The sequence below is a fragment of the Paenibacillus tritici genome (assembly GCF_013204885.1).
In the GTDB taxonomy this organism is placed as follows: Bacteria; Bacillota; Bacilli; order Paenibacillales; family Paenibacillaceae; genus Paenibacillus_AQ; species Paenibacillus_AQ tritici.
Genome location: NZ_JABMKX010000004.1, coordinates 303,196 through 324,986, shown reverse-complemented (window position 1 = coordinate 324,986; position 21,791 = coordinate 303,196). Strand labels below are relative to the sequence as shown.

The 21,791-nt window shown below is 54.6% G+C and carries 14 protein-coding genes; 5 read left to right on the top strand and 9 right to left on the bottom strand.

Annotated features, from left to right (window positions below; all coding sequences use genetic code 11):
• Positions 1 to 92: 92 nt before the first annotated feature.
• Positions 93 to 1,832, top strand: coding sequence for an ABC transporter ATP-binding protein (locus HQN87_RS09120; RefSeq protein WP_173130971.1), 1,740 nt, complete (start codon positions 93 to 95; stop codon positions 1,830 to 1,832).
• 143 nt (positions 1,833 to 1,975) lie between these two features.
• Here HQN87_RS09120 and HQN87_RS09115 read toward each other — a convergent pair whose 3' ends face one another.
• Complete coding sequence (locus HQN87_RS09115; RefSeq protein ID WP_173130968.1) at positions 1,976 to 2,965, bottom strand: zinc-binding dehydrogenase; 990 nt, start codon at positions 2,963 to 2,965, stop codon at positions 1,976 to 1,978.
• 127 nt (positions 2,966 to 3,092) lie between these two features.
• Here HQN87_RS09115 and HQN87_RS09110 point away from each other — a divergent pair, with 127 nt between their 5' ends.
• Both HQN87_RS09110 and HQN87_RS09105 read left to right on the top strand, forming a co-directional pair.
• A complete protein-coding gene (locus HQN87_RS09110; protein ID WP_173130964.1) occupies positions 3,093 to 3,962 on the top strand; it encodes a LysR family transcriptional regulator in 870 nt (289 codons plus the stop codon).
• Positions 3,959 to 4,216 (top strand): helix-turn-helix domain-containing protein, encoded by a 258-nt coding sequence (locus tag HQN87_RS09105; RefSeq protein WP_301953165.1) that lies wholly within the window; start codon positions 3,959 to 3,961, stop codon positions 4,214 to 4,216. Before HQN87_RS09110 ends, HQN87_RS09105 begins: the two co-directional genes overlap by 4 nt.
• Positions 4,217 to 4,268: 52 nt before the next feature.
• On the opposite strand, the gene HQN87_RS09100 is transcribed toward HQN87_RS09105, so the two are convergent.
• The 3 genes from HQN87_RS09100 to HQN87_RS09090 form a co-directional block, all read right to left on the bottom strand.
• A complete protein-coding gene (locus HQN87_RS09100; protein ID WP_173130957.1) occupies positions 4,269 to 4,442 on the bottom strand; it encodes a hypothetical protein in 174 nt (57 codons plus the stop codon).
• Positions 4,443 to 5,193: 751 nt separating this feature from the next.
• Entirely contained in the window at positions 5,194 to 6,246 is a 1,053-nt protein-coding gene (locus HQN87_RS09095) for a Gfo/Idh/MocA family protein (RefSeq protein ID WP_254075424.1), read from the bottom strand.
• Positions 6,239 to 7,768, bottom strand: a complete 1,530-nt coding sequence (locus tag HQN87_RS09090; protein WP_173130954.1) for a DUF5605 domain-containing protein — start codon at positions 7,766 to 7,768, stop codon at positions 6,239 to 6,241. Before HQN87_RS09090 ends, HQN87_RS09095 begins: the two co-directional genes overlap by 8 nt.
• A 260-nt stretch (positions 7,769 to 8,028) precedes the next feature.
• Here HQN87_RS09090 and HQN87_RS09085 point away from each other — a divergent pair, with 260 nt between their 5' ends.
• Complete coding sequence (locus tag HQN87_RS09085) at positions 8,029 to 9,087, top strand: LacI family DNA-binding transcriptional regulator (protein WP_173130951.1); 1,059 nt, start codon at positions 8,029 to 8,031, stop codon at positions 9,085 to 9,087.
• A gap of 148 nt (positions 9,088 to 9,235) precedes the next feature.
• Here HQN87_RS09085 and HQN87_RS09080 read toward each other — a convergent pair whose 3' ends face one another.
• From HQN87_RS09080 to HQN87_RS09070, 3 genes are all read right to left on the bottom strand, one after another.
• Positions 9,236 to 14,944, bottom strand: a complete 5,709-nt coding sequence (locus HQN87_RS09080) for a HAMP domain-containing protein (protein ID WP_173130948.1) — start codon at positions 14,942 to 14,944, stop codon at positions 9,236 to 9,238.
• A gap of 4 nt (positions 14,945 to 14,948) precedes the next feature.
• On the bottom strand, positions 14,949 to 16,586 hold the full coding sequence (locus HQN87_RS09075) for a response regulator (protein WP_173130945.1): 1,638 nt from the start codon (positions 16,584 to 16,586) through the stop codon (positions 14,949 to 14,951).
• A 91-nt stretch (positions 16,587 to 16,677) separates the two neighbouring features.
• Positions 16,678 to 17,964 (bottom strand): DUF1963 domain-containing protein, encoded by a 1,287-nt coding sequence (locus HQN87_RS09070; protein WP_173130942.1) that lies wholly within the window; start codon positions 17,962 to 17,964, stop codon positions 16,678 to 16,680.
• A 160-nt stretch (positions 17,965 to 18,124) separates the two neighbouring features.
• Here HQN87_RS09070 and HQN87_RS09065 point away from each other — a divergent pair, with 160 nt between their 5' ends.
• A complete protein-coding gene (locus tag HQN87_RS09065) occupies positions 18,125 to 20,134 on the top strand; it encodes an ATP-dependent DNA helicase (RefSeq protein WP_173130939.1) in 2,010 nt (669 codons plus the stop codon).
• Between the two features lie 69 nt (positions 20,135 to 20,203).
• Here the strand turns inward: HQN87_RS09065 and HQN87_RS09060 are convergent, their stop codons facing one another.
• Together HQN87_RS09060 and HQN87_RS09055 are read right to left on the bottom strand one after the other, a co-directional pair.
• Positions 20,204 to 21,262 carry an SGNH/GDSL hydrolase family protein gene (locus HQN87_RS09060; protein ID WP_173131414.1) on the bottom strand — a complete coding sequence of 353 codons (1,059 nt, stop codon included), beginning with the start codon at positions 21,260 to 21,262 and terminating at the stop codon, positions 20,204 to 20,206.
• Between the two features lie 62 nt (positions 21,263 to 21,324).
• Positions 21,325 to 21,702, bottom strand: coding sequence for a MerR family transcriptional regulator (locus HQN87_RS09055; protein WP_173130936.1), 378 nt, complete (start codon positions 21,700 to 21,702; stop codon positions 21,325 to 21,327).
• Between the last annotated feature and the right edge of the window lie 89 nt (positions 21,703 to 21,791).

The following is a 21,791-nucleotide window of genomic DNA, read 5'->3' as shown; positions in this document are numbered from 1 at the left end:
CTATTCCGATAGATAAGGTATATTTTATTAATAGAGTGGTCTAAAGTCAAGCTATGTTATCTAAAATTTCAGGAAAATTGGCAGGTGTAACTATGGAACCGATTTTGACAGTAAATAATCTGCACATCTCTTTCCAGAGCCATGATGAGGAGCGCGCCGCCGTCCGCGGCGTAAGCTTTGAAGTACATAAAGGGGAAACGCTGGGAATTGTCGGGGAATCGGGCAGCGGCAAAAGCGTCACCGCCCGTTCCATCATGAGACTATTGCCTTCCCCGCCCGCACTTCATAAGGACGGAGAGATCTTCTTCCTCGGAGATAATCTCGCAGCGAAATCGGAGAAGCAGATGGAGAATATCCGCGGAAGGGAGATCGGAATGATCTTCCAGGACCCTATGAGCTCGCTGAACCCGACGATCCGCATCGGGGAACAGATCAGCGAGAGCCTGATCAAGCACCGCAAGCTGTCCCGCAAGGCTGCGAAGCAGGAGGCGCTGGAGATGCTGAAGCAGGTCGGCATCCGCGACAGCGAAGCACGCTACCAGCAATACCCGCATGAATTCTCAGGCGGGATGCGGCAGCGGGTCATGATCGCCATCGCTCTGGTCTGCCAGCCGGCACTGCTCATTGCAGACGAGCCGACTACGGCGCTTGATGTGACCATTCAGGCCCAAATCCTCAATCTGATGAAGCATATGCAGCAGCGCCTGGGCACCTCCATCATTCTGATCACCCATGATCTGGGGGTCGTTGCGGGGATGTGTGACCGCGTGGCGGTGATGAAGGACGGGGAGATCGTAGAGACCGGCACCACCGCGGACATCTTCGCCCGCCCGCAGCATCCTTATACGCAGCGGCTGCTGAATGCGTTGCCCCGGCTGGACGAGAAGAAGAAGCCGAAGCCGCCCGGCCTGATTATACAGGGTGAAGGCAAGCGGCCGCTGCTGGAGGTCAGATCGCTGAAGCAGCATTTCAACCTGGGCAAAGGCCGGGTGCTGCGTGCAGTGAATGATATCAGCTTCCATATCCGTGAAGGGGAGACGCTCGGCATGGTCGGTGAATCCGGCAGCGGGAAGTCTACGACCGGACGTTCTATTCTCCGCCTGCACGAGCCGACAGGCGGCGATGTGCTGTTCCACGGTATGGCAGTGAACCGGCTGAACGCCCAGGAGATGAAGACCATGCGGCGCCATATGCAGATGATCTTCCAGGACCCGTACGCTTCCCTGAATCCGCGCTTCAAGGTGATGGATATCATCGGCGAAGCCCTGGATGTGCATCAGCTCGCCGGCAGCAAGAACGAGCGGAAGAGACGGGTGGAGGAGCTCCTGGACCTGGTCGGGCTGGACCCGGCATTCGCGATCCGCTACCCGCATGAATTCTCCGGCGGCCAGCGGCAGCGGATCGGCATCGCCCGTGCCCTGGCCGTTGAGCCGAAGTTCATTGTCTGCGATGAACCGCTGTCTGCACTGGATATGTCCATTCAGGCCCAGGTCGTCAAGCTGCTGGAGGATCTGCAGCAGCGCCTTGGCCTGACGTACCTGTTCATTGCCCATGACTTATCCATGGTCAAGCATATCAGCGACCGGGTTGCCGTGATGTACAATGGCCGGATTGTCGAGCTGGCCGAGAGCGAAGAGCTGTACACCAATCCGCAGCATGATTATACGAAATCGCTCCTGGCCGCTATCCCCGTACCCGACCCGAAGATCGAAGCGGCCAAAAAGCGTGTCCTGCTGGAAGAACACAGCGGCGGCGGTGACAAATACAATCTTGACCAGTCCAGTCTGGTCGAGGTCTCGCCGGGCCATTGGGTCGCTCTGCCAACGGGCTGAGGGGTGGAGGCTGAGTGAGGGCCGCCCTACATTTCGATTAATCGCTTAAGAAGGGACAGGCATCCGCCTGTCCCTTTGTACTTGTTGTCAACCATATGTGAGCAATTGCGAAATAGAGAATATTCCGTTCGATTTTTCCGGACTCAATCCATTGTTATTCCAATATTCCCGAATTGCTCCCCCTGCTGCATACGGTGAAATGCCTGTACCGCGTCTTGTAACGGATATACCCGGTCAATGATAGGATGCAGTGCGTGACGCTCCATAAATTGAAGCATATCAGCGAACTCCTCACTACTGCCCATTGAGCTGCCAATGATACTGATCTGAGGAAAAAATACGGATCTCATCGGGAACTCCATCTGATCTCCCGAGCTGGCTCCGAAGGTGACAATCCGGCCACCCGGTTTTATAACCTCAAAGTAGTGCGGGAACGTTGCCGGTCCGATGCTGTCGAGGATGAGATCCACGGCGGCTCCGTTCATACTTTTTGTCCAATCGCTATGACTGTCGAATGCGTGGTCAGCCCCATGGTTGAGGGCAGCTTGTCTTTTGATTTCACTACGTGAAGTAACACTGACACGCGCACCAGCTGCTACAGCCATCATCATGGCATACGTTGCCACACCGCCGCCAATGCCAGGGATCAGAACATGCTCACCTTGCTGTAAGCGGCCTCTCGTGAACAGAGCCCGATAAGCCGTCAAAGCAGACAAAGGCAGCACACCCGCTTCTGCCCATGACAAGTAAGCTGGCTTACGGACAGCATTTTGCGATGGAATGATAATAGCTTCCGCAAAGGTGCCATCCGAAGGACCGCCCACAATCGCTGGGACATCCGGGACATTATCGGCTGACTCCCATCCAATACACGGATTAATAATCACTTCATCACCTACCGTATGATTGGCTACACCTTCACCTACCGCTTCAATCCTGCCTGCACCATCAGAACCGACAATTAGAGGGACATCCAGTTCTGTCCGGTCTGCCATGATGAACAAGTCCCTGTGGTTCAGCCCTGCAGCCTTTAATTTTACTTTTACTTCACCGGCCCCCGGCTGTTTGTCCGCCATATCTTCGTATCTCAAGCCCTCCAGGCCGCCATATCCAACATGTACAACTGCTTTCATTCTGATCCTCCCTTAAGCCGTTATTAATGAATCTATACTCAATTGTACTTAGTGGAAGGAATCCGGTAAAATGATCAAAACTGAAAGTGACTATCACAATTCATCATACCAAGAAGGTGACATCGAAATGGAAAGCGGAGATTTGAGAATATTTCAAGCCGTCGCCCGTGAAGGCAGCATAACGAAGGCCGCGCAAGTCTTGAACTATGTCCAGTCCAATGTGACGAACCGGATTCAGTTCCTTGAGGCTCAGTTGAGGATACCCCTTTTCCGCCGGACCAATCGGGGGATGATCTTAACGCCGGCAGGTGAGAATTTACTGGAATATGCAGATCAGATCCTAACTCTGATGGACGAGGCTGTGAAATCCACGCAATACTCGGAGCACCCTGCCGGACCCTTACGGATAGGCTCAATCGAGACGACAGCGGTCATTCACCTGACCCCTCTTATAACCGCGTACCACTCCCGGTATCCCGAAGTTAATCTATCGCTAATAACGGGTGAGACACATGGTCTCTTACAGAAGGTGCTCGATTACAAATTAGATGGAGCCTTCGTCTACGGACCCATTGACCAGCCCGATATAGAATCTGTTACAGCTTTTGAAGAGGAGTTGGTGCTTATCTCGGAACCGGGTCTAAGCGACATGCGCGAATTGCTCACGAAGCCCATGTTGTTCTTCGACGTCGGATGTACGCACCGGGCAAAAGCTGAGCGCTTCCTTGACGAAAGTGGAATCCCCTCCTATCAGATTATGGAATTTGGAACCTTAGAAATGATTATAAACGGGGTATCGGCGGGGCTCGGCGTATCTATGCTGCCACAATCGTCGATTGCCAAAGCCGAAGAGGCCGGACTAATCGCTTCCCACGGCCTTCCTGAAGATTACCGGGAGTTGCAGGTAGGGTTTGTCCACCGCCGGGACTCTGTGTTCTCCAGTGCGTTGTCAGCCTTGCTTCAAATGATCACGCCAAAAAGGGGTTATCTCCCTTGAATGATCCAGCCAATATCATTAAGCCAATTATCGGTAAAACCCTTAAAGCAATACGCATCAAACAAGGTATGAGTCAAGAAGATCTAGCCCATGAATGCAACGTTGACCGCTCCTATATCTCCATGATTGAGGTCGGCAGAAACGAGCCTTCCGTCTCCAAGATTTTCGATCTCTGTAAAGGTCTTAACATCAAGCCGTCTGACTTCTTCAAGCTGATTGAGGTAGAATATGAGAAAGTCCGCGAAAGCGAGTAAAACGAAATAAGAGCGGTACATGAGGCAATTAGCTTAATGTTCCGCTCTTTAACTATTTTTTTGTGCTCCCCATTTCCACCTTTGAGTCGCATTTGAGAAATTCAAGTGCACTTCTGCTCCTCATTTCCTCCATTGGGCCGCGTTTGAGAAATTCAAGTGCACTTCTGCTCCTCATTCCCTCCTTGGGGCCGTATTTGAGAAGTTCAAGTGCACTTTTGCTCTTCATTTCCTCCTTACCCTTTGGGTTCCCCGCTCCGCCTACATTTGGCGGATTCAGAGGGATTTATCCCTTTGATTTGCCCACTCCGCCCACATTTGGCGGATTCAAAAGGATTTATCCCTTTGGTTTCCCTACTCCGCCCACATTTGGCGGATTCAGAGGGATTTATCCCTTTGGTTTGCCCGCTCCGCCCACTTCCGGCGGATTCAAAGGGATTTATCCCTTTGGTTTCCCCACTCCGCCCACTTTCGGCGGATTCAGTGGGATTTATCCCTTTGATTCGCCCACTCCGCCCATTTCCGGCGGATTCAGTGGGATTTATCCCTCTGGGCTCCCTCCCCTCGCTGACGAATATCATAACTGCCCAACTTCTTAACACAATCAACCCCAATCCGCTCCGCCTGGGCGGAATGGCTTGGGGCACAGATAAGGTGTGTTTATTTCGAGCCGACTTTTCGCTGCGTTTCTTTCCGCTCTACCGCCTACTCCACTTCCTACTCTACCTCTACCTCTACTTCCCACACTACCTCCTACTCTACTTCCTGCGTTTCTTCCTCCCTACTTTCTATTCCCTTCTACTCCGCTGACCCTAAGACAACCTAACTTTACTATTTAGTCGTCACCACGCAGAATACTTGGTTTTTAATCCGCTGTTGTATACAATTGCGTTACTATACTTATACTTTCGGGACTCGGTACCACTCCAATTCCCCCAGCCGGTAGGCCCTTCGGTCTTGGCAAGGAAGAGGTCACCGCGTCAGCGCTGCCCAAAATGAATAACCTCATGCTCCTCCGCACTCCTGTAGGTTCCGAATACAAGCTCCAGCGTCTTCAGGTTGTCTTCTCCGCTCGTCTGAAATTCCTCTCCGGTGTTCAGACAATGAATGAAATGAGACTGCAGACGGAAATGGCTCTCTTCAAAATCAAGACCGTTGTTCTCCGTAACTATCGTCTCCATCCCGCTGTTATCAATCAGGCTGAGGGTGCCGCTGCTGTACAGCTTCAGTGTTGCCTGATCTCCTTCGATGATCAGCTGTTCTTTATGCTCGGGCAGCACCGGCATCGTAAGCAGGCCCGGCAGATTCTGCCGGGTCGCCCAGCTCATATCCATGAAGCCCATATAGTCCTCGTATCCAAGCGTAATCAGCCCCGCATCCTCGCCGGTAATATAAGGGCTGACCCGCCGGGTCTCCGCATATATCCGCTTGGGGTCCCCGAACAGGAACCGCCAGGTATCGTGCCAGTGAACGCCCATCTCGTAGAACAGCAGCCTCGGCATCTCCCGGAAGAATGGCTGCGGGAGCTCATTCTCCGGTGCAAACCGGGGAGAATAGTAGTCTGTATGAATGTAGCGGATCGTGTGGAGCAGTCCCGCTGCTCCGCTATTCAGCAGTTCCTTAATCGCCTGCATCGGCTGCAGCCAGCGCCAGTTCTCCGTGACCATCAGCCGGACCTCCGCAGCCTTGGCAGCTTCGACCATCTCCCGCGCTTCCTCCATGGAATGGGCGAACGGCTTCTGGCACATGATGTGTTTGCCTGCCCGGGCGGCTCTGCCGACTAGTTCGGGATGGGTATCCGGCGGAGTAATAATATCTACTACGTCGATATCAGCAGCAGCCAGCATCTCCTCCAGCGTCCCATACAGCTTATCTTCGGGAATATCATAGGCCTCTGCCTTGCTGTACAGCCTGCTTTTATCGGGATCGCACAGACCTTGAATCTGAACCCCGGGGATACGCCGCCAGGCCTGCAAATGCTTATCGGACCAATACCCCGCACCCACTACACCAATCTTCCACATCTTATTCATCCTCCAAGTCCTTGTCCCCGGGCAAGCGCGTCATTCTCACCGCCATGTAGGTCCGCCCGGGCAGGTCGATCCGGAAGGTCCCCTGATAGCTGCCCGCAAGCCGTTCCACCGTCATATTCCAGGTATCCAGCAGCTCCACCTTATAGCGGACATCCGGGTTCATTGTGAACTGACGGAACGACGGCCGGTTAAATCCGAAGTAGTACAGATAATATTCGTCTTCAATCCCGGCTCTGGGCAGATCCCATTCCGAAGGCAACGGGTTCAGTCCCCCGGCGGGTCCTTCTTCCAATACGCAGCGCAGAAAAGCAATACGCTCAGGGCTGGTTCCGTAGAGCTGGCCGCCCTTGGCCCACCAGATCTTGTCCTCCGGGTGCAGATAGGTTTCGCCATGCCCGACATACCCTCCGCGTACCGCTCCTTCCCAGAAGCGGCGGACCATTTCTTCCCCGGTAATATTCCCCCAGCCATGTTCCACATTGCCCTCATAGGCACATTCGTCGATCACAACCGGCTTGTTCCAGCGTTGTCTCCATTCGTCCGTATTCTCGGAGGTCTTGTAGGCATCCACACGCTGAATACTGCAATGCGTAACCCATGGCTGGTTGAAGTCATAGAACGCAAGACCATTATGGTTAGAAATCAGATGTCCGTAAGGATCATACGAGGTAACAATGTGGGCGAACCGCTCCCAGTCCGCAAGTGTTTTGGTTCTCATGAAATCATATTCATTGGCAAGGGACCACCAGATATGGCGGTAAGCCGAGAGTCTGGCCACAATGTAACGGAGATAGCGGTCATCCGCCTCCTTGCCCATATCTGCGAACCCCCAGCGGTCGTACGGATGGAACAGAATCAGGTCAGCTTCGATGCCAAGCTCCCCCAGGTCCGCAATCCGCTCCTCCAGATGCCTGAAGAACGCCGGATTGAACCGGCTGTAATCCCAGCCCTTCTCAAGCGAACCCTCATACGGATAATAGACCGGTTCATTAGTGTTATACGAGTAGGATTTCGGAAATACACACATTCTTATTTTGTTAAAAGAAGACGCTTTCAAAGTCGCCAGCGTCTGCTCCTCCAGCTCATCGCCCTGGTGGGTCCAGGCGTAGCAAGTAGTGCCAATAGGAAGATAGGCCGTCCCGTCCTCATAGGCAAAATGAAAGGTATTCCTGACCCGGACCGGACCATGATTGCCGCCAGCAGCCGTACATTCAAAATCCCCTTCGATCCCATGGAGAGCAGGTTCATTGCTGCTGGTCCGGAAGGTCCACCTGCCTTCACGGTCCGGCATGAACCGGATGCGGTACACGCCTTCACCATCATAGAAGCCCAGCGCCAGAATGGAGCGTTCCTCCAGCGTAAACTCCGCTTGCAGGGCTACCTCTGTAAAGGGATTGCCCCCGGCGGGTCCCCCGTGCAGTACAATTTCACATACGCCCCATCGGACAGCCCTGTCCGTAACTGAAACAGCGACGCTCCCCTGGAATCCAGCAGCCTGCCTTGCTTCCTCCTGATTAGCCATATTACCTGCTCCCTTCTATATCCAACTAAACATTAACTAAACAAAAACCGACGATAATCATGCCGTTTATATATTTCCATCCTACAATACGCCTGAAATATCGTCAATAGTCTTATTTATCAAACGGTATTCAGGGTCTACTGGTCACCCTCCAACTAAACATAACTAAACAAATTCCATTCCCCCTTGCTTCATTGCTAAAACTAATCTCTTCCCTTACACTAAACATACTTAAGATACTGTGAATGGAGGAATATGCATTGAATATGGAGGAGCTTGCCCGCTTGGCCGGGGTCTCCAAAGGCGCAGTTTCTCTTGCCCTGAACGGGAAGCCGGGGGTAGGGCAGGAGACACGCGAGCGAATCCTGCGCCTGGCCAGGGAATCAGGATATACAGGCCACAGCAAAGGCAAAGGCAAAACAGCAGCCGCTGAGGCGAACGCCACAACCCTGCGCTTCCTGGTATTCACCAATGCCGGACTGGTCCATGAGGAATATTATCAGCAGCCCTTCTTCCGCGAGCTGATTCACCATATTGAAGAACGCTGCCGCATGGGTGGATACCGTCTGATGTTCTCCGCGATTGAAGAGAAGCACTATGAGCAGGGAATCCGCACCATTATGGAGGAACCGACCAGCGGTGTTATTCTTCTCGGCACCAGCCTGGAGTCCTCCAGAATAGCCGATATTGCGGATAAGCTGCCCGGCTTGATCGTTTTGGATACTTGCTTCGATGCACTCCCTGTCCATTTTGTAGAGATCAATAATTATATGGGCGCCTATCAGGCGGGTACCTATCTGACCGGGCATGGACACCGGAGAATCGGCTATATCGCTTCCGAGGAACGTATCCATAACTTTGAGGAGCGGCAACGGGGATTCATGGCGGCCATGGCAGAGGCTCAGGTGGAGATTCCCCGGAGCAGCCTCCTGGCGGTGCCCCCTACCCTGTTCTCCTCCCAGGGACCCCTGCGGGACAAGCTCCAGCACCTGAAGGACAGCGGCCAGCCTTTTCCTACCGCCTTCTTCTGTGAATGCGACTATATCGCCATCAGCACCATCAAGGCACTGGGCGAACTGGGCTTCTCCATCCCGGAGGATGTATCGGTTATCGGCTTCGATAATATCAATGAATCGCTGATTGTGACCCCGGAGCTGACGACGGTTCATGTGGAGAAAGAACGGATGGCCGCATGGGCAGTAGACCTGTTCACATCCTCCCTGGGCGTACCGCCCGTGGTCAGCACGAAGATCAAAGTCGATACGCTTTTTATCGCAAGATCCTCCTGCAGGCGGCTTGAACCCGTTACAGACCTGTAGGACATAGACTTCCTTATATTCGAAAAAAAAAAAAACAGGAGCCTCACCCCAACCGCGCTAACGGCTTGAGGCAGCTCCTGTTTTTATTTCCCGCTGAAATGAATGCCGCCCTTAAAAAAGGTCGGCGCAGCCGTTGCCGCTTATGGCTCTAGCGGTCCAGCCAGGTACGCATCATGGATAACAACTGGCCGCTGTTGACCGGCTTGGTAATATAATCCGAGCAGCCTGCTTCCAGGCATAGCTCCCGGTCTCCCTTCATTGCTTTGGCGGTAAGCGCAAGAATGGGGAGGTCCTGGAACTCCGGCTTCTGCCGAATCTCGCGGGTTGTCTCGTAGCCGTCCATTCCCGGCATCATGATGTCCATCAGGACAATCTCGATATCCGGTGTCTGCTCCAGCAGGGTGATGGCATCCTGGCCGTTCTCCGCAGGTATGACCTTCATCTGATGACGCTCCAGAATGGAGGTGAGTGCGAAGATGTTGCGGATATCATCATCTACTACAAGCACCTTTTTATATTCAATCATCTCATCCGACTGATGCAGCTTAAGCAGCTTGTCTCTGGAGAGAGGCGGCAGATTCTCTGCCTTGCGGTGCAGGGCGAGCGTTGTCTCATCAATCAGCTGGATATCCGACTTCACCTCTTTGAGCACCGCCATCTTCACCAGCTCATCCCACTCGGTCTCTTCTTCCGGCGTCAGCTTCCGGCTCATATGCACCAGGACGGGAATCCTTTTGTTCCGGGCATTCTTGTACAGCTCCCGGATGAACCGGATCAGATTCATATCCGTCAGGCCGCTGTCCACAACCACACCGCCGAACTCCTTGCTGCCCAGCTGATTCAAGGCTTTGCGCCCTGTATCGACTACCGTGAGCTGGATATCCGGGTTGTCCAGCAGCCCGGCTATATGCTTACGCTCTTCTTCATCGCGGACCGCCACCAGCAGCTTCGCAGTGGTATTATCTGCGAACCGGTTCAGACGGTCGAGCGCATTCTCCAGCTCCTCGTTGGTCACCGGCTTGCGGAAGTAATCGTAAGCTCCCTTTTGCAGCAGCAGCACCTCGTCCTCATCCACAGTCATCACACAAACCGGGATATGCCTCACATGGATATCATTCTTCAGCTGCTGCAGCACCAGCCAGCCGTCAGTGTCCCCGCCAAGATGCAGATCCAGCGTAATCGCCGCCGGCTGATACTGATGAACAAGCTCCATCACATCCCACCCGCTGGTGGCGATGACCGCCTTGATCCCCTTTTTATGGAGCATCCCGAGAATGATCTCATTGAACTTCTGGTCATCCTCAACGATCAGGAACACACGGTCTCCCGGCTTGATATCCTCGCGGTCGTCAACGAAGGATTCCTCTGCCGGCTTCGCTAGGCTGCTGCGGCGTTTGGCCGGAGTAATGTCAATGACCTCGGGAACATGAGCCTGCGGGAGCACCGGCTCTGTGAATTCCGCTTCCGTTGGCAGGTACAGATTAAATACGCTCCCTTTGCCCACTTCGCTGTACAGGGTAATCTCTCCGCCCAGCATCTCGGCAATCTCGCGGGAGATGGCAAGCCCCAGGCCCGTTCCGCCGTATTCCCGGTTCGTGCTGCCGTCCGCCTGCTGGAAGGCTTCGAAGATAATCTGCTGCTTCTCCTGCGGAATGCCGATCCCGGTATCGCTTACGGAGAAGCAGATCACCGTTCTGGCCCGCTTCAGCGACTCATTGTCCGGGTGCCAGCCATCCTCTGCCTTGCGGATCTGAAGCATAATCTGCCCCTGCTCCGTGAACTTGAAGGCGTTCGAGAGCAGGTTCTTCAGTATTTGCTGCAGCCGCTTGGAGTCTGTTGCGATACTGCCCGGCACGCCGGGATCAACGGTGATCCGGTAGTCGAGCTTCTTGGCATCCACCATATGGCGGAAGGTGCGGTCCAGTCCGCCTGTCAGCTCTGCCAGAGAGACCTCACTGAAGTCCGGCGTGATCGTGCCGGATTCGATTTTGGACAGATCCAGGATATCATTGATCAGGTGCAGCAATTCCAGTCCCGAATCCTGAATCGTCTTGGCGAACTTCACCTGAAGCTCGTGCAGATTCTCATCCGGGTTCTCGGCCAGCTGTTCTGCCAGGAGCAGCAGGGAATTCAGCGGGGTCCGCAGCTCATGGGACATGTTGGCCAGGAATTCAGATTTATATTTGGAGGTCAGGGCAAGCTGCTCTGCCTTCTCCTCCAGGTAACGCTTGGCAACCTCTACCTCGTGGTTCTTGCTCTCCACTTCCGCCTTCTGGAGGACGAGCAGCTTCGCCTTATCCTCAAGCTCGTCATTCGTGCTCCGCAGCTCCATCTGCTGCTTCTGGAGCTCCTCGGTAAGCGACTGGGACTGAATCAGCAGCTCCTCCGTCCGCTGGTTCGCCTGCATTGTGTTAATCACACTGCCGATGGATTCTGTAAGCTGATCCAGGAACGCGATGTCGATATCGCTGTATGGACGGAAGGTGGCCAGCTCCAGAATCGCCAGCACCTGATCCTCAAAGATAATCGGCAGCAAAATGATATTCAGCGGCGTGGCTTCCCCCAGTGCCGAGGAGATCATCACATAGTCACCCGGTACGTTGGTCAGTAGAATCCGCTGCTTCTCAATCAGGCACTGGCCGACCAGCCCCTGGCCCGCGCGGAATTCATTCGCCAGATGCTTGCGGTTCTGATATGCATAGCTGGCGAACAGCTTCAGGACCGCTTCCCCGCCGGAGGGTTCATTGATATAGAAGACGCCATGCTGCATCGACACAAGCGGCGCCAGCTCGGACAGGATCATACGGCTGACCGCATACAGGTCCCTCTGCCCCTGCAGCATCCGCGAGAACTTGGCCAGATTGGTCTTAAGCCAGTCCTGCTCGGTATTGATCCGGGTCGTCTCCTTCAGATTGCGGATCATTTCGTTGATATTGTCTTTGAGTGTCGCCACTTCTCCTGAGGCGGATACGTCGATGGCCCGTGACAGATCGCCGTTCGTCACTGCGGTGGCAACGTTGGTGATGGCGCGCACCTGCGTGGTCAGCGTACTCGCCATGTAGTTAACGTTGTCCGTGAGATCACGCCAGGTCCCTGCCGCCCCCGGCACACTGGCCTGTCCGCCTAGCTTCCCTTCGGCACCTACCTCGCGGGCCACGGTGGTAACCTGGTCGGCGAAGGTCGCCAGGGTCTCGATCATGTTATTGATCGTATCCGTCAGCTCGGCAATTTCGCCCTTGGCTTCCACCGTCAGCTTCTGCTTCAGGTTACCGTTCGCCACTGCCGTTACGACCTTGGCGATTCCGCGGACCTGATCGGTCAGATTGGTCGCCATAATATTAACGTTGTCGGTCAGATCCTTCCAGATCCCCCCGACACCGCGCACCTGGGCCTGTCCGCCCAGCTTGCCGTCTGTACCGACCTCACGCGCCACACGCGTCACCTCGGAGGCGAACGAATTCAGCTGATCCACCATCGTGTTGATCGTGTTCTTCAGCTCAAGCAATTCGCCCTTGACGTCTACCGTAATCTTCTTGGACAGGTCCCCGTTCGCTACCGCCGTGGTGACACCGGCAATGTTGCGCATCTGGATCGTCAGATTACTCGCCATGTAGTTCACCGTGTCGGTCAAGTCTTTCCATGTACCGGAGACATCCTTCACTTCGGCTTGTGCGCCCAGCTTGCCGTCCGTGCCCACTTCACGCGCTACACGCGTCACCTCCGAGGCGAAGATCGAGAGCTGGTCCACCATCGTGTTAATCGTGTTCTTCAGCTCCAGAATCTCGCCTTTGACATCTACCGTAATCTTCTTGGACAAATCTCCCTTGGCTACCGCTGTGGTTACATCGGCAATATTACGCACCTGGTCCGTCAGATTCCGAGCCATGTTATTTACGCCTTCGGTCAGATCCCTCCAGGTGCCGCCGACCCCCTTCACCTGCGCCTGTCCGCCGAGCTTGCCGTCCGTCCCTACCTCGCGCGCCACACGCGTAACCTCGGAGGAGAACATGGAGAGCTGGTCCACCATCGTATTGATCGTATTCTTCAGCTCCAGGATTTCGCCCTGCACATCCGCAGTGATCTTCTTGGACAGATCGCCGTTCGCCACCGCTGTCGTTACCACCGCAATATTGCGCACCTGATTGGTCAGATTGGACGCCATATAGTTGACGCTCTCGGTCAAGTCCCGCCAGGTCCCGGCCACGCCCTTCACCTGGGCCTGTCCGCCCAGCATCCCCTCGGTGCCCACCTCACGCGCCACCCGCGTGACCTCGGAGGCGAAGATCGACAGCTGCTCCACCATGGTGTTAATGGTGTTCTTCAGCTCCAGGATCTCGCCGGTCGCATTCACCGTAATCTGCTTGGACAGGTCGCCTTTGGCGACGGCTGTCGTCACTTCGGCGATATTACGCACCTGATCCGTCAGCGTGCCCGCCATGAAGTTAACGCTGTCAGTAAGATCCTTCCAGGTGCCGGAGACTCCCTTCACATCCGCCTGACCGCCGAGAATACCTTCAGTAGATACCTCGCGCGCCACCCGCGTCACCTCGGAGGCGAAGTTGCTGAGCTGGTCCACCATGATGTTAATCGTGCTTTTGAGCTCCAGAATCTCGCCCTTCGCATCGACGGTGATCGTCTTCGACAAGTCGCCCTTGGCCACCGCAGTGGTTACCTCCGCAATATTACGCACCTGGTTGGTTAAGTTAGACGCCATGTAATTTACACTTTCGGTCAAATCCCGCCAGGTGCCGGACACGCCTTTGACATCGGCCTGTCCGCCAAGTATCCCTTCCGTTCCCACCTCGCGGGCCATCCGGGTCACCTCGGAAGCAAACGTCGATAATTGATCCACCATCGTATTGATCGTATTCTTCAGCTCCAGAATTTCGCCCTGGACATCGGCAGTAATCTTCTTCGACAGATCGCCGTTCGCCACCGCAGTGGTCACCACCGCGATGTTACGCACCTGGTTCGTCAGATTGGACGCCATATAGTTGACGCTTTCGGTCAAATCCCGCCAGGTCCCGGAGACATCCTTCACATCGGCCTGTCCGCCAAGCTTACCCTCTGTCCCCACCTCACGGGCCACCCGGGTTACCTCGGAAGAGAACATAGAGAGCTGATCCACCATCGTGTTGATCGTATTCTTCAGCTCCAGAATTTCGCCCCGCGCATTCACCGTAATCTGCTTCGACAGATCCCCGTTGGCAACGGCGGTGGTTACCGCCGCGATATTGCGCACCTGATCCGTCAGGTTCGTCGCCATATAATTCACGCTGTCGGTCAGATCCTTCCAGGTGCCGGAGACCCCTTTAACATCGGCCTGACCGCCCAGGATGCCTTCTGTTCCGACCTCACGCGCCACGCGGGTCACCTCGGAGGCGAAGGTGCTGAGCTGGTTGACCATCATATTAATGTTGCTTGCCGTTCTCTGGAACTCACCGGTGAGCGGCCGTCCTTCGATCTCCAGCTCCACCTTCTGGGACAGGTCGCCTTTGGCTACGGCGTTAATCACCCGGACCATCTCGCTGGTCGGCTGAATCAGGTCAATCACCAGACCGTTCAAGGAATCGGTGACCGTCTCCCAGGACCCGCCCAGATTCTTCTGCGCGAACCTTCTGGACAGATTCCCCTCCTTGCCGACTACCCGGGCCACAGCCTGAACCTCATGCACCAGGCTCTCCTGAATATCCATGATCTCATTGAACGTATCCGCTACCTTCCCGGCGATTCCCGTCCGGTCATAAGGCATTCTGTGGGAGAAATTGCCCTTCTTCATCGCCATCAAGGCGCTCAGCAGCTCGCCGGTGTCTATTACATCGCCGTGTATCTCATTGATTTGGTTGTCATCGCTCATAGTATCAACCCTGCCCCTTATCCAGCACATATTTTTGCATGACCTGTTGTATAACATCCAGCCTCACCGGTCTGGCGATGAAATCATCCACTCCCGACAATATACACTGCTGCATGAATTCCCTGGAAAAGTCGCCCGTCATCCCAATAATGACAGGAGGCTCATCTATGGACTGCGACTTCATGGCCTGAACCGCCTTCCAGCCTTCCCGGCCAGGGGTCCGCAGATCAAGGAACAGCAGTGGATAAGGCCTATGCTCCAGCGCAGCCAGTATCTCCGTACTATTCTCGGCCAAGTCGGCGGAGAACCCCAGCGTTCCGAGCATTCGCTGCAGCAGCTTCCGGCATACCTGATCCTCTTCCGCAACCAGCACATGTACCGGCGCACCCGCAGGGCTTGTCTTCGGATAGACCACAGCCCCCGGCACCGGCTCGTACTCCTCCGGCAGCTCGCCATGATGCTCATGGACAACGATGGTGAACACAAAGGTAGCCCCCGGTTCATCGGACGGCTCTGCCCGGATCATTCCGCCCATCAGCTCAACCAGGGATTTGCTGATGGATAGACCAAGCCCCGTGCCTCCGAACCTGCGTGTAGTAGACGCATCGAGCTGGGAGAAGGGCTGAAACAGCTCGTTTATTTTGTCCCGGGGAATTCCGATTCCTGTATCCTTGATGGTAAATTCAAGCGTAAGCTTATCCGCGTCTTCCCCCAGCTTGTTAACCATTATGTATACACTGCCTGCATGGGTGAATTTCACTGCGTTGCCTACCAGATTATTCAGCACCTGGCGGAGGCGGTTCACATCTCCCGACAGATAGGGCGGCACGGCGGGGTCAATCATCACCACCATATCAAGCTTCCGCTCACGGGTCTTGGCAGTGAACAGGGCAATCGTCTCACTCAGGCAGTCTTGAAGCGAGAACGGCGCCTCCTCCACCACCAGCTTGCCGGATTCAAGCTTGGAATAATCCAGAATGGGGTTGATCACCGATAGAAGGGCATTGCTGCTTGTATGGATAATCCCTGCCATTTCAGCGTATTCCTCCGGCAGATCCGAGGCGAGCAGCAGATCAGACATCCCGATAATCCCGTTCAGCGGAGTCCGGATCTCGTGGCTCATCATGGCCAGGAATTCCGATTTCACCCGGGAGGCCACCTCCGCTGTTTCCTTCGCTTCCCTTAGCTCCTGATTGGTTCTCTCCATCTGCCTCGCCTGCATCTTCAGCATTTCGCTCTGGAGCAGCAGCGTTTTGTTGGCTTCATACATACTGACGTAACCCTCAATCTTGGATTTGAACAGCTGCGGGACGATGGGCTTCGTCATATAATCCATAGCGCCGACGGAATAGCCAGCGAAGATATCCTCCATGGTAGTGCTGTTAGCGGTCATGAAAATAATCGGCACGAAATTGTTCTTCTCCCGCGTGCGGATGAGGCGGGCTGTCTCCAGCCCGTCCATTCCCGGCATTTGCACATCCATTACAATGACCGCAAATTCCTCTTCCAGCAAACAGCGCAAAGCCTCAATCCCGGAATAGGCCCGAAATAACCGGTAAGGCTCTCCGCTGAGAACGGCCTCAATGGCAAGCAGGTTCTCGGGATGATCGTCTACGAGCAGGATGTTGATTGGATAATCCATGAGGACCCTCACTTTCCAACCTGTGGCGTGCTTACGTTTATATTTCGAAAATATAGCTTATATACCCAAAAATTCAAATCCCGAAACCCCGTCAGGTCTGCTGGTAATTCACTGCTGTAATCAGGCAATCGCTGCATAGAAAAGCATAATAGATTCCCTCGCTGTCTTCCGCCTGCTCCATATCCATCTGTGCGGTGAAGGTCATCGTCTGCGAGCAGCAGGGACATGCGGGATAATCCGCATCCTGAATCCAGGCCGGATGTCCCCCGATCTGCGATGCCAGCGCCTCAAGTGTCCAATGCGCACTTTCATAAGTGCCTACAGGCTGTTCCGATAATTGCATCACATGCCATGCGGGAGACGCTGGCCCTCCGTTATTGTCAGGCAGATATTCAGGAACCACATTATAATCGCTCCATGCATAACCTCCTTCCAGATCAACGTTCATGAACACGGTGCCGTAGCAATTGCAGTGCATACAGGCGGCAATCCTTAGACGCTTGCCGGGCAGCTTCATGAATTGAAGCAAAGGATGCTGCAAATCGTAATCGAATAAGACGGTCAATCCGCCTCCGCACCACGGACAGGACGCCGCCCCTGTCTGGAGCGCTGTCACCGCCGCAGGAGTGCGGGGAGCTTCCGCAATTTCTTCCTTATATACTTTGAATGGATAACACTCCGGGTGTATAAGCAGTCTCTTGCCGCCTCCGGCATCAAGCTCCCAGCCTGCTTCACGGGCATACATCTCGGGAGCTATATATAACGCTGACGCCCACGCCGGCGGGGACTGCCGCCATTGCGCAAACAGCCTGACCACTTCTTCATCACCAATCCAGGCCAGTGCCAGCAGCAGGTGATTCCGGTTCCCCGGATCAGTCTCCACCTGAGCGATGAGCCGGTCCCGGATCACCGCGTCCGCATCCTTGTAGAGGATCGCCGGATAATAATTCCCTGTGCGCAGGAAGCTTTCGAGGCCCGGGCCGAGCCGTGTATCTGTGTAACAGACAAGGGACAACAGAATCGTCTCCGCCTGGTCAACCTCCTCTTCTTCCAATAATTGAACCGCGTAGCTCTCCATTCGCTCCCGTTCTTCCACGGTCAGCTCATGATACAGCTCCTGCTCTGTTTGGGGGTAGGGCACTTCCCGGATAAGCGGGTCAGGCTTCTGCGGGCTGTGCATGATTGTCAGAATTTCAACCCGGTCTTCCACACCTGCATATCTATTGATCTCTTTCCGGTTCTGCTCAATATAAGCCTGTCTCTGCTCCGCAAGCTTCCGCTGCTGGCAGGGCATACAGATACCGCCTGTTCTCTGCGCCGTTGCCGGAAGAATGCTTCCCGTGCAGCCGGGGGTCTGACAGGGCAGACGTTCACTCATAATCTCTCTCCCTTCCGGATCACTTTCATTATATTATAGGCGGACTTGCGTGGTCGAATGAAGCTCCGGCCCTTGACTGTTCGCCCGCCATCTAAGATAATAACAACCTCTACCCGAAATACATGCAGGATATCATTGATTAGGAAAAGGGGCGGTCGGCATGAGCTGGTTAAATGATCTCTACAAATTACAGAAGCGGGAGCCGGTAAAAGATGCCGAACCCGCTCTGGTCAATGCTATCTTCCGGATGTATGACCGGTTCCAGAGACTCGGCCTTACCGAGCGCTTAGGCCAGCAGGATATGTCGCTGGATATCGCTGACGCTTATGTCCATGGGCGAAATGCAATGATTGAAGCCGGCGTCGGCATCGGCAAATCCTTCGCCTACCTGATTCCCGGCCTGCTCATTAACCAGCTCTCCCGGCAGCCGGTCATTATTGCCACCTCCTCCATCCAGCTCTCCGAACAGATCCATAAGGATCTGCGGTTCATCGGCAGCCGGCTCGGCTTCTCGATGGTCCGCTCTGTAGTCGGCAAGGGCATGGGGCAATATGCCTGCCGGTACCGGGCTGCGGAGCTGCTTCAGCCCGGAGAGCCAGGCTCCCCCCTCGCGGCGCTGGCAGAGCGTATTATGGATGCTGAAATTGACGAGCGGGCAGATCTGAAGGGCGGAGTCAGTGACGTATTGTGGTCTAACGTGTGTGTGAACGATTGCAAGTTCGAGCATTGCCACTACAAGAACACCTGCGCCTTCTACGAGATGAGGGCCAAAATCAACGCCGGTCCGGGCGAGATGGATGTGATCATCGTGAACCAGGACCTGCTGATCCGTGACCTGATCAAGAAAAAGGAAGGGACCAGGGGCCTGATCGCAGAACGGCCTGCGCTGATCATTATAGATGAAGCGCATAATCTGGAAGCCAAGGTCCGGGATGCCCAGACGCTTGAATTCACCTACCGGGGAATGTGCCGGGTGCTGGAGGACGCTATGCAGCTTCTTTTCAAGCAATCGGCAGATCACAGTCTGATGAAGTCCTTCAAATTTGTCAAAGGCTGTGTCAAGGATCTGTTCAGACAAATTGAAGCAGACCTGCTGCACACCGCCAAACAGGACAATGACCGGATTAAAATATCGGAGATCACGGGCGTCCCGCTAGGGCGGGGAGTGCAGGTATTGCAGGAGTTCCGCCTCAGTCTCTCGGTCCTGGCTTCCCGGCGCGAGCGGGAGATCGACAATACCTTCGAGGCCATGAACGGAATGATTGACCTCTTCCAGGTGCTTGCCGGGACGGAGGACAACTATCTGCTCTGGGCCGGCCATCCGCGCGGGGAAGCCACGGTCAGCATCTGTCCCAAAGGGATTAGCCAGTTCCTGAAATACAGCCTGTTCAACGGTAAGACACCGGTCATTCTAACGTCCGCAACCCTCAGCCAGTCCGGCGATACACCGGAGGAGCAATACGCTTATCTGACCCGGTCGCTGGGCTACAGGGGAGAATACATGGAGCGCCAGGCTTCACCGTTCGACTATGACAACCACACTATGATGTATATCGCCAAGGACGTTCCTCAGTATAACCACAACAACCGGGAAGCTTACCTGGAAGCGGCCTATAAGGAGCTGCTGAGGCTGTGCAATGTAACGGACGGGCGGGCACTGGTACTTTTTTCGGCCAAAGAGGATATGAAGTACATTCATCAGAAGCTAAGTGCGGAGAAGCTGCGCTGGGCGCTGCATATGCAGCGGGAAGGCTCGTCCCAGGACGGGGTGATCGCTGAGTTCCGGAGCAGCAAGGGTGTGCTGCTGAGTACCGGCGTATTCTGGGAGGGTGTGAACATTGAGGGTGCGGATTTGTCGCATTTGATTGTCTTTCGGCTGCCGTTCCCGGTTCCCGCCGACCCTGTCTATGAATATAAAGCCGCGCAGGCCAAGAATCCGCTGATGGAGGTATTCGTGCCGGACATGCTGCTCCGCTTAAGACAGGGCACCGGACGCCTGATCCGCAGTGAGACGGACCTTGGTGTACTCAGCATCCTCGATTCCCGCCTGTCCGCCGGAGCCCGCAACCCTTACCGGGAGCAGGTGCTTGCGGCGCTGCCCTTCACCAAGGTTACAGAGGAGTTCAAGGTGCTGGAGAAGTTTGTGCGTGAGAAGGGGATACATCGGTGACGCGGGCCCGGCACGGCCTGTTGGAGTGCTGAAGGCGCTAGGCGGGGGGCCAGCCTCAATCTGCCCGGATCACCACTTCATCAGCTTCCGGATCTCCGCCGTCAGTCTGTCCGCAGCCTTGCGGTGAGTCAACTGGGAAGGGTGAAAATCGACGGCATAGCCATCCTCCTCAAGCTGGACCTCGAACTTCATAGCTGAGATCCTGCTGTCGCCGGTTTCCCGGGAATAGCGGTCCACCGCCTGCTCCAGATGAGGATACAGCCTGTCTCCCATGATCCCCAGTGTACATAGAATGGTAGAACCGGGATTATGGCTTCTTACTTTTTCGAGAAACTGTGTATAGTTCGCTGCATAATCCGCCTGCTTGGCGGTATCGTCCTTGGTGTAGGAGTCATCGTTCGTCCCCAGATTAAGGACAATCAGCTCCGGCGTGAATCTGCTGAACTCCCAAGGTACCTCCTGGGGCAACAGGCTGTTGCCGAACTTCCCTTCAGACTTGCCCACCTTCTCATAGTAATCCGGAAGAAGATGCGTGGTCAGCTTCTGATCATTCTCCGTATAGCCGGTAATAATGCCGTATCCGCTGTAACACACCATGCTATAATCCGCTTCAAGTTGTTCGGCGGTCAGGTACGCATAGGCCTTCGTCACATCTTCTGTAGCCGTAGAAAAAGAATGCAGCGCCTCTTCATCATCCACCCCATAGCCGCAGGTAATGGAATCGCCGATGAATTCAATCGTATGTAATTGGCGCGGCGTTGGCCTGATCCCCTCCGCAGACTCCACCGCAATCTCCCGGATGCCCACCGTTGACATTGCCGCCTCTGACAGCTTCGTGATTCTTACAGTGACCGCCTGGTCTGTATCGCTTTCAAATATCGTATAGGTTTTGAGCGGCTGGTCCACCTGATCATCAATCACCCGCATGCCGTTCACACTGATGCCGATCCGGGCCAGGTTATTGCCGGTTAAGGCCACATCATCCCCCTGCAAGGTTACCCGGGCTGTTCTGCCCCGCAGTGAGAATTCCACCCCTCCGCCCGAAAGAGCCAGCCACAGTACATCCTTAACCCAGTGGGTCCGCCCGATGATTTTGACATGATTCTCCGTTGGTTGGTACACCTGCATCTGAGACATTCCAATACCTTCCTTCTCTTATTTCTCATTTTGGGGTGCCGCACCCAAGTACTTTACGGCAGCTTGTCGAATCTATGATCCTGGGCATCAATTAATGCCATCTTGTAGTTGATTTTTTCCAGGGTTTTCATTAAGAGAACGATCTGATCTTCGACCTTGCTTTTCTGGCGGGCCAGCAGACTTTTCCTTTCCTGCAGCTTACTGTCCCCGGCATGATACAGCTCCACGTATTGTTTAATTTCCCCCAAAGACAGACCGGTGGAACGAAGCGCCTGAACCGTCCCGATCATATCCATATCGGAGTCCGTGTACATCCGCTCGCCGTTCTTATTTCGTTCAACCGGAGCGATGACACCCTCTTTCTCGTAAAACCGCAGCGTATACGGAGTGATGCCCATTTTCCCCGAGACTTCCTTAACTGTATAAGTCATCCCTTCACCACCAGTTGATTAGAGTTACTCTAACCAATTTTACATTTTGGTAGGGGATTTTTCAATTAGAAGCCCTGCATTCATAAGGA

Bases quoted from the DNA above. Each gene is read 5' to 3' on its own strand.
- HQN87_RS09120 (WP_173130971.1), top strand. From the start codon at position 93: ATGGAACCGATTTTGACAGTAAATAATCTGCACATCTCTTTCCAGAGC.
- HQN87_RS09115 (WP_173130968.1), bottom strand. From the start codon at position 2,965: ATGAAAGCAGTTGTACATGTTGGATATGGCGGCCTGGAGGGCTTGAGA.
- HQN87_RS09110 (WP_173130964.1), top strand. From the start codon at position 3,093: ATGGAAAGCGGAGATTTGAGAATATTTCAAGCCGTCGCCCGTGAAGGC.
- HQN87_RS09100 (WP_173130957.1), bottom strand. From the start codon at position 4,442: ATGAAGAGCAAAAGTGCACTTGAACTTCTCAAATACGGCCCCAAGGAG.
- HQN87_RS09095 (WP_254075424.1), bottom strand. From the start codon at position 6,246: ATGAATAAGATGTGGAAGATTGGTGTAGTGGGTGCGGGGTATTGGTCC.
- HQN87_RS09090 (WP_173130954.1), bottom strand. From the start codon at position 7,768: ATGGCTAATCAGGAGGAAGCAAGGCAGGCTGCTGGATTCCAGGGGAGC.
- HQN87_RS09080 (WP_173130948.1), bottom strand. From the start codon at position 14,944: ATGAGCGATGACAACCAAATCAATGAGATACACGGCGATGTAATAGAC.
- HQN87_RS09075 (WP_173130945.1), bottom strand. From the start codon at position 16,586: ATGGATTATCCAATCAACATCCTGCTCGTAGACGATCATCCCGAGAAC.
- HQN87_RS09070 (WP_173130942.1), bottom strand. From the start codon at position 17,964: ATGAGTGAACGTCTGCCCTGTCAGACCCCCGGCTGCACGGGAAGCATT.
- HQN87_RS09065 (WP_173130939.1), top strand. From the start codon at position 18,125: ATGAGCTGGTTAAATGATCTCTACAAATTACAGAAGCGGGAGCCGGTA.
- HQN87_RS09060 (WP_173131414.1), bottom strand. From the start codon at position 21,262: ATGCAGGTGTACCAACCAACGGAGAATCATGTCAAAATCATCGGGCGG.
- HQN87_RS09055 (WP_173130936.1), bottom strand. From the start codon at position 21,702: ATGACTTATACAGTTAAGGAAGTCTCGGGGAAAATGGGCATCACTCCG.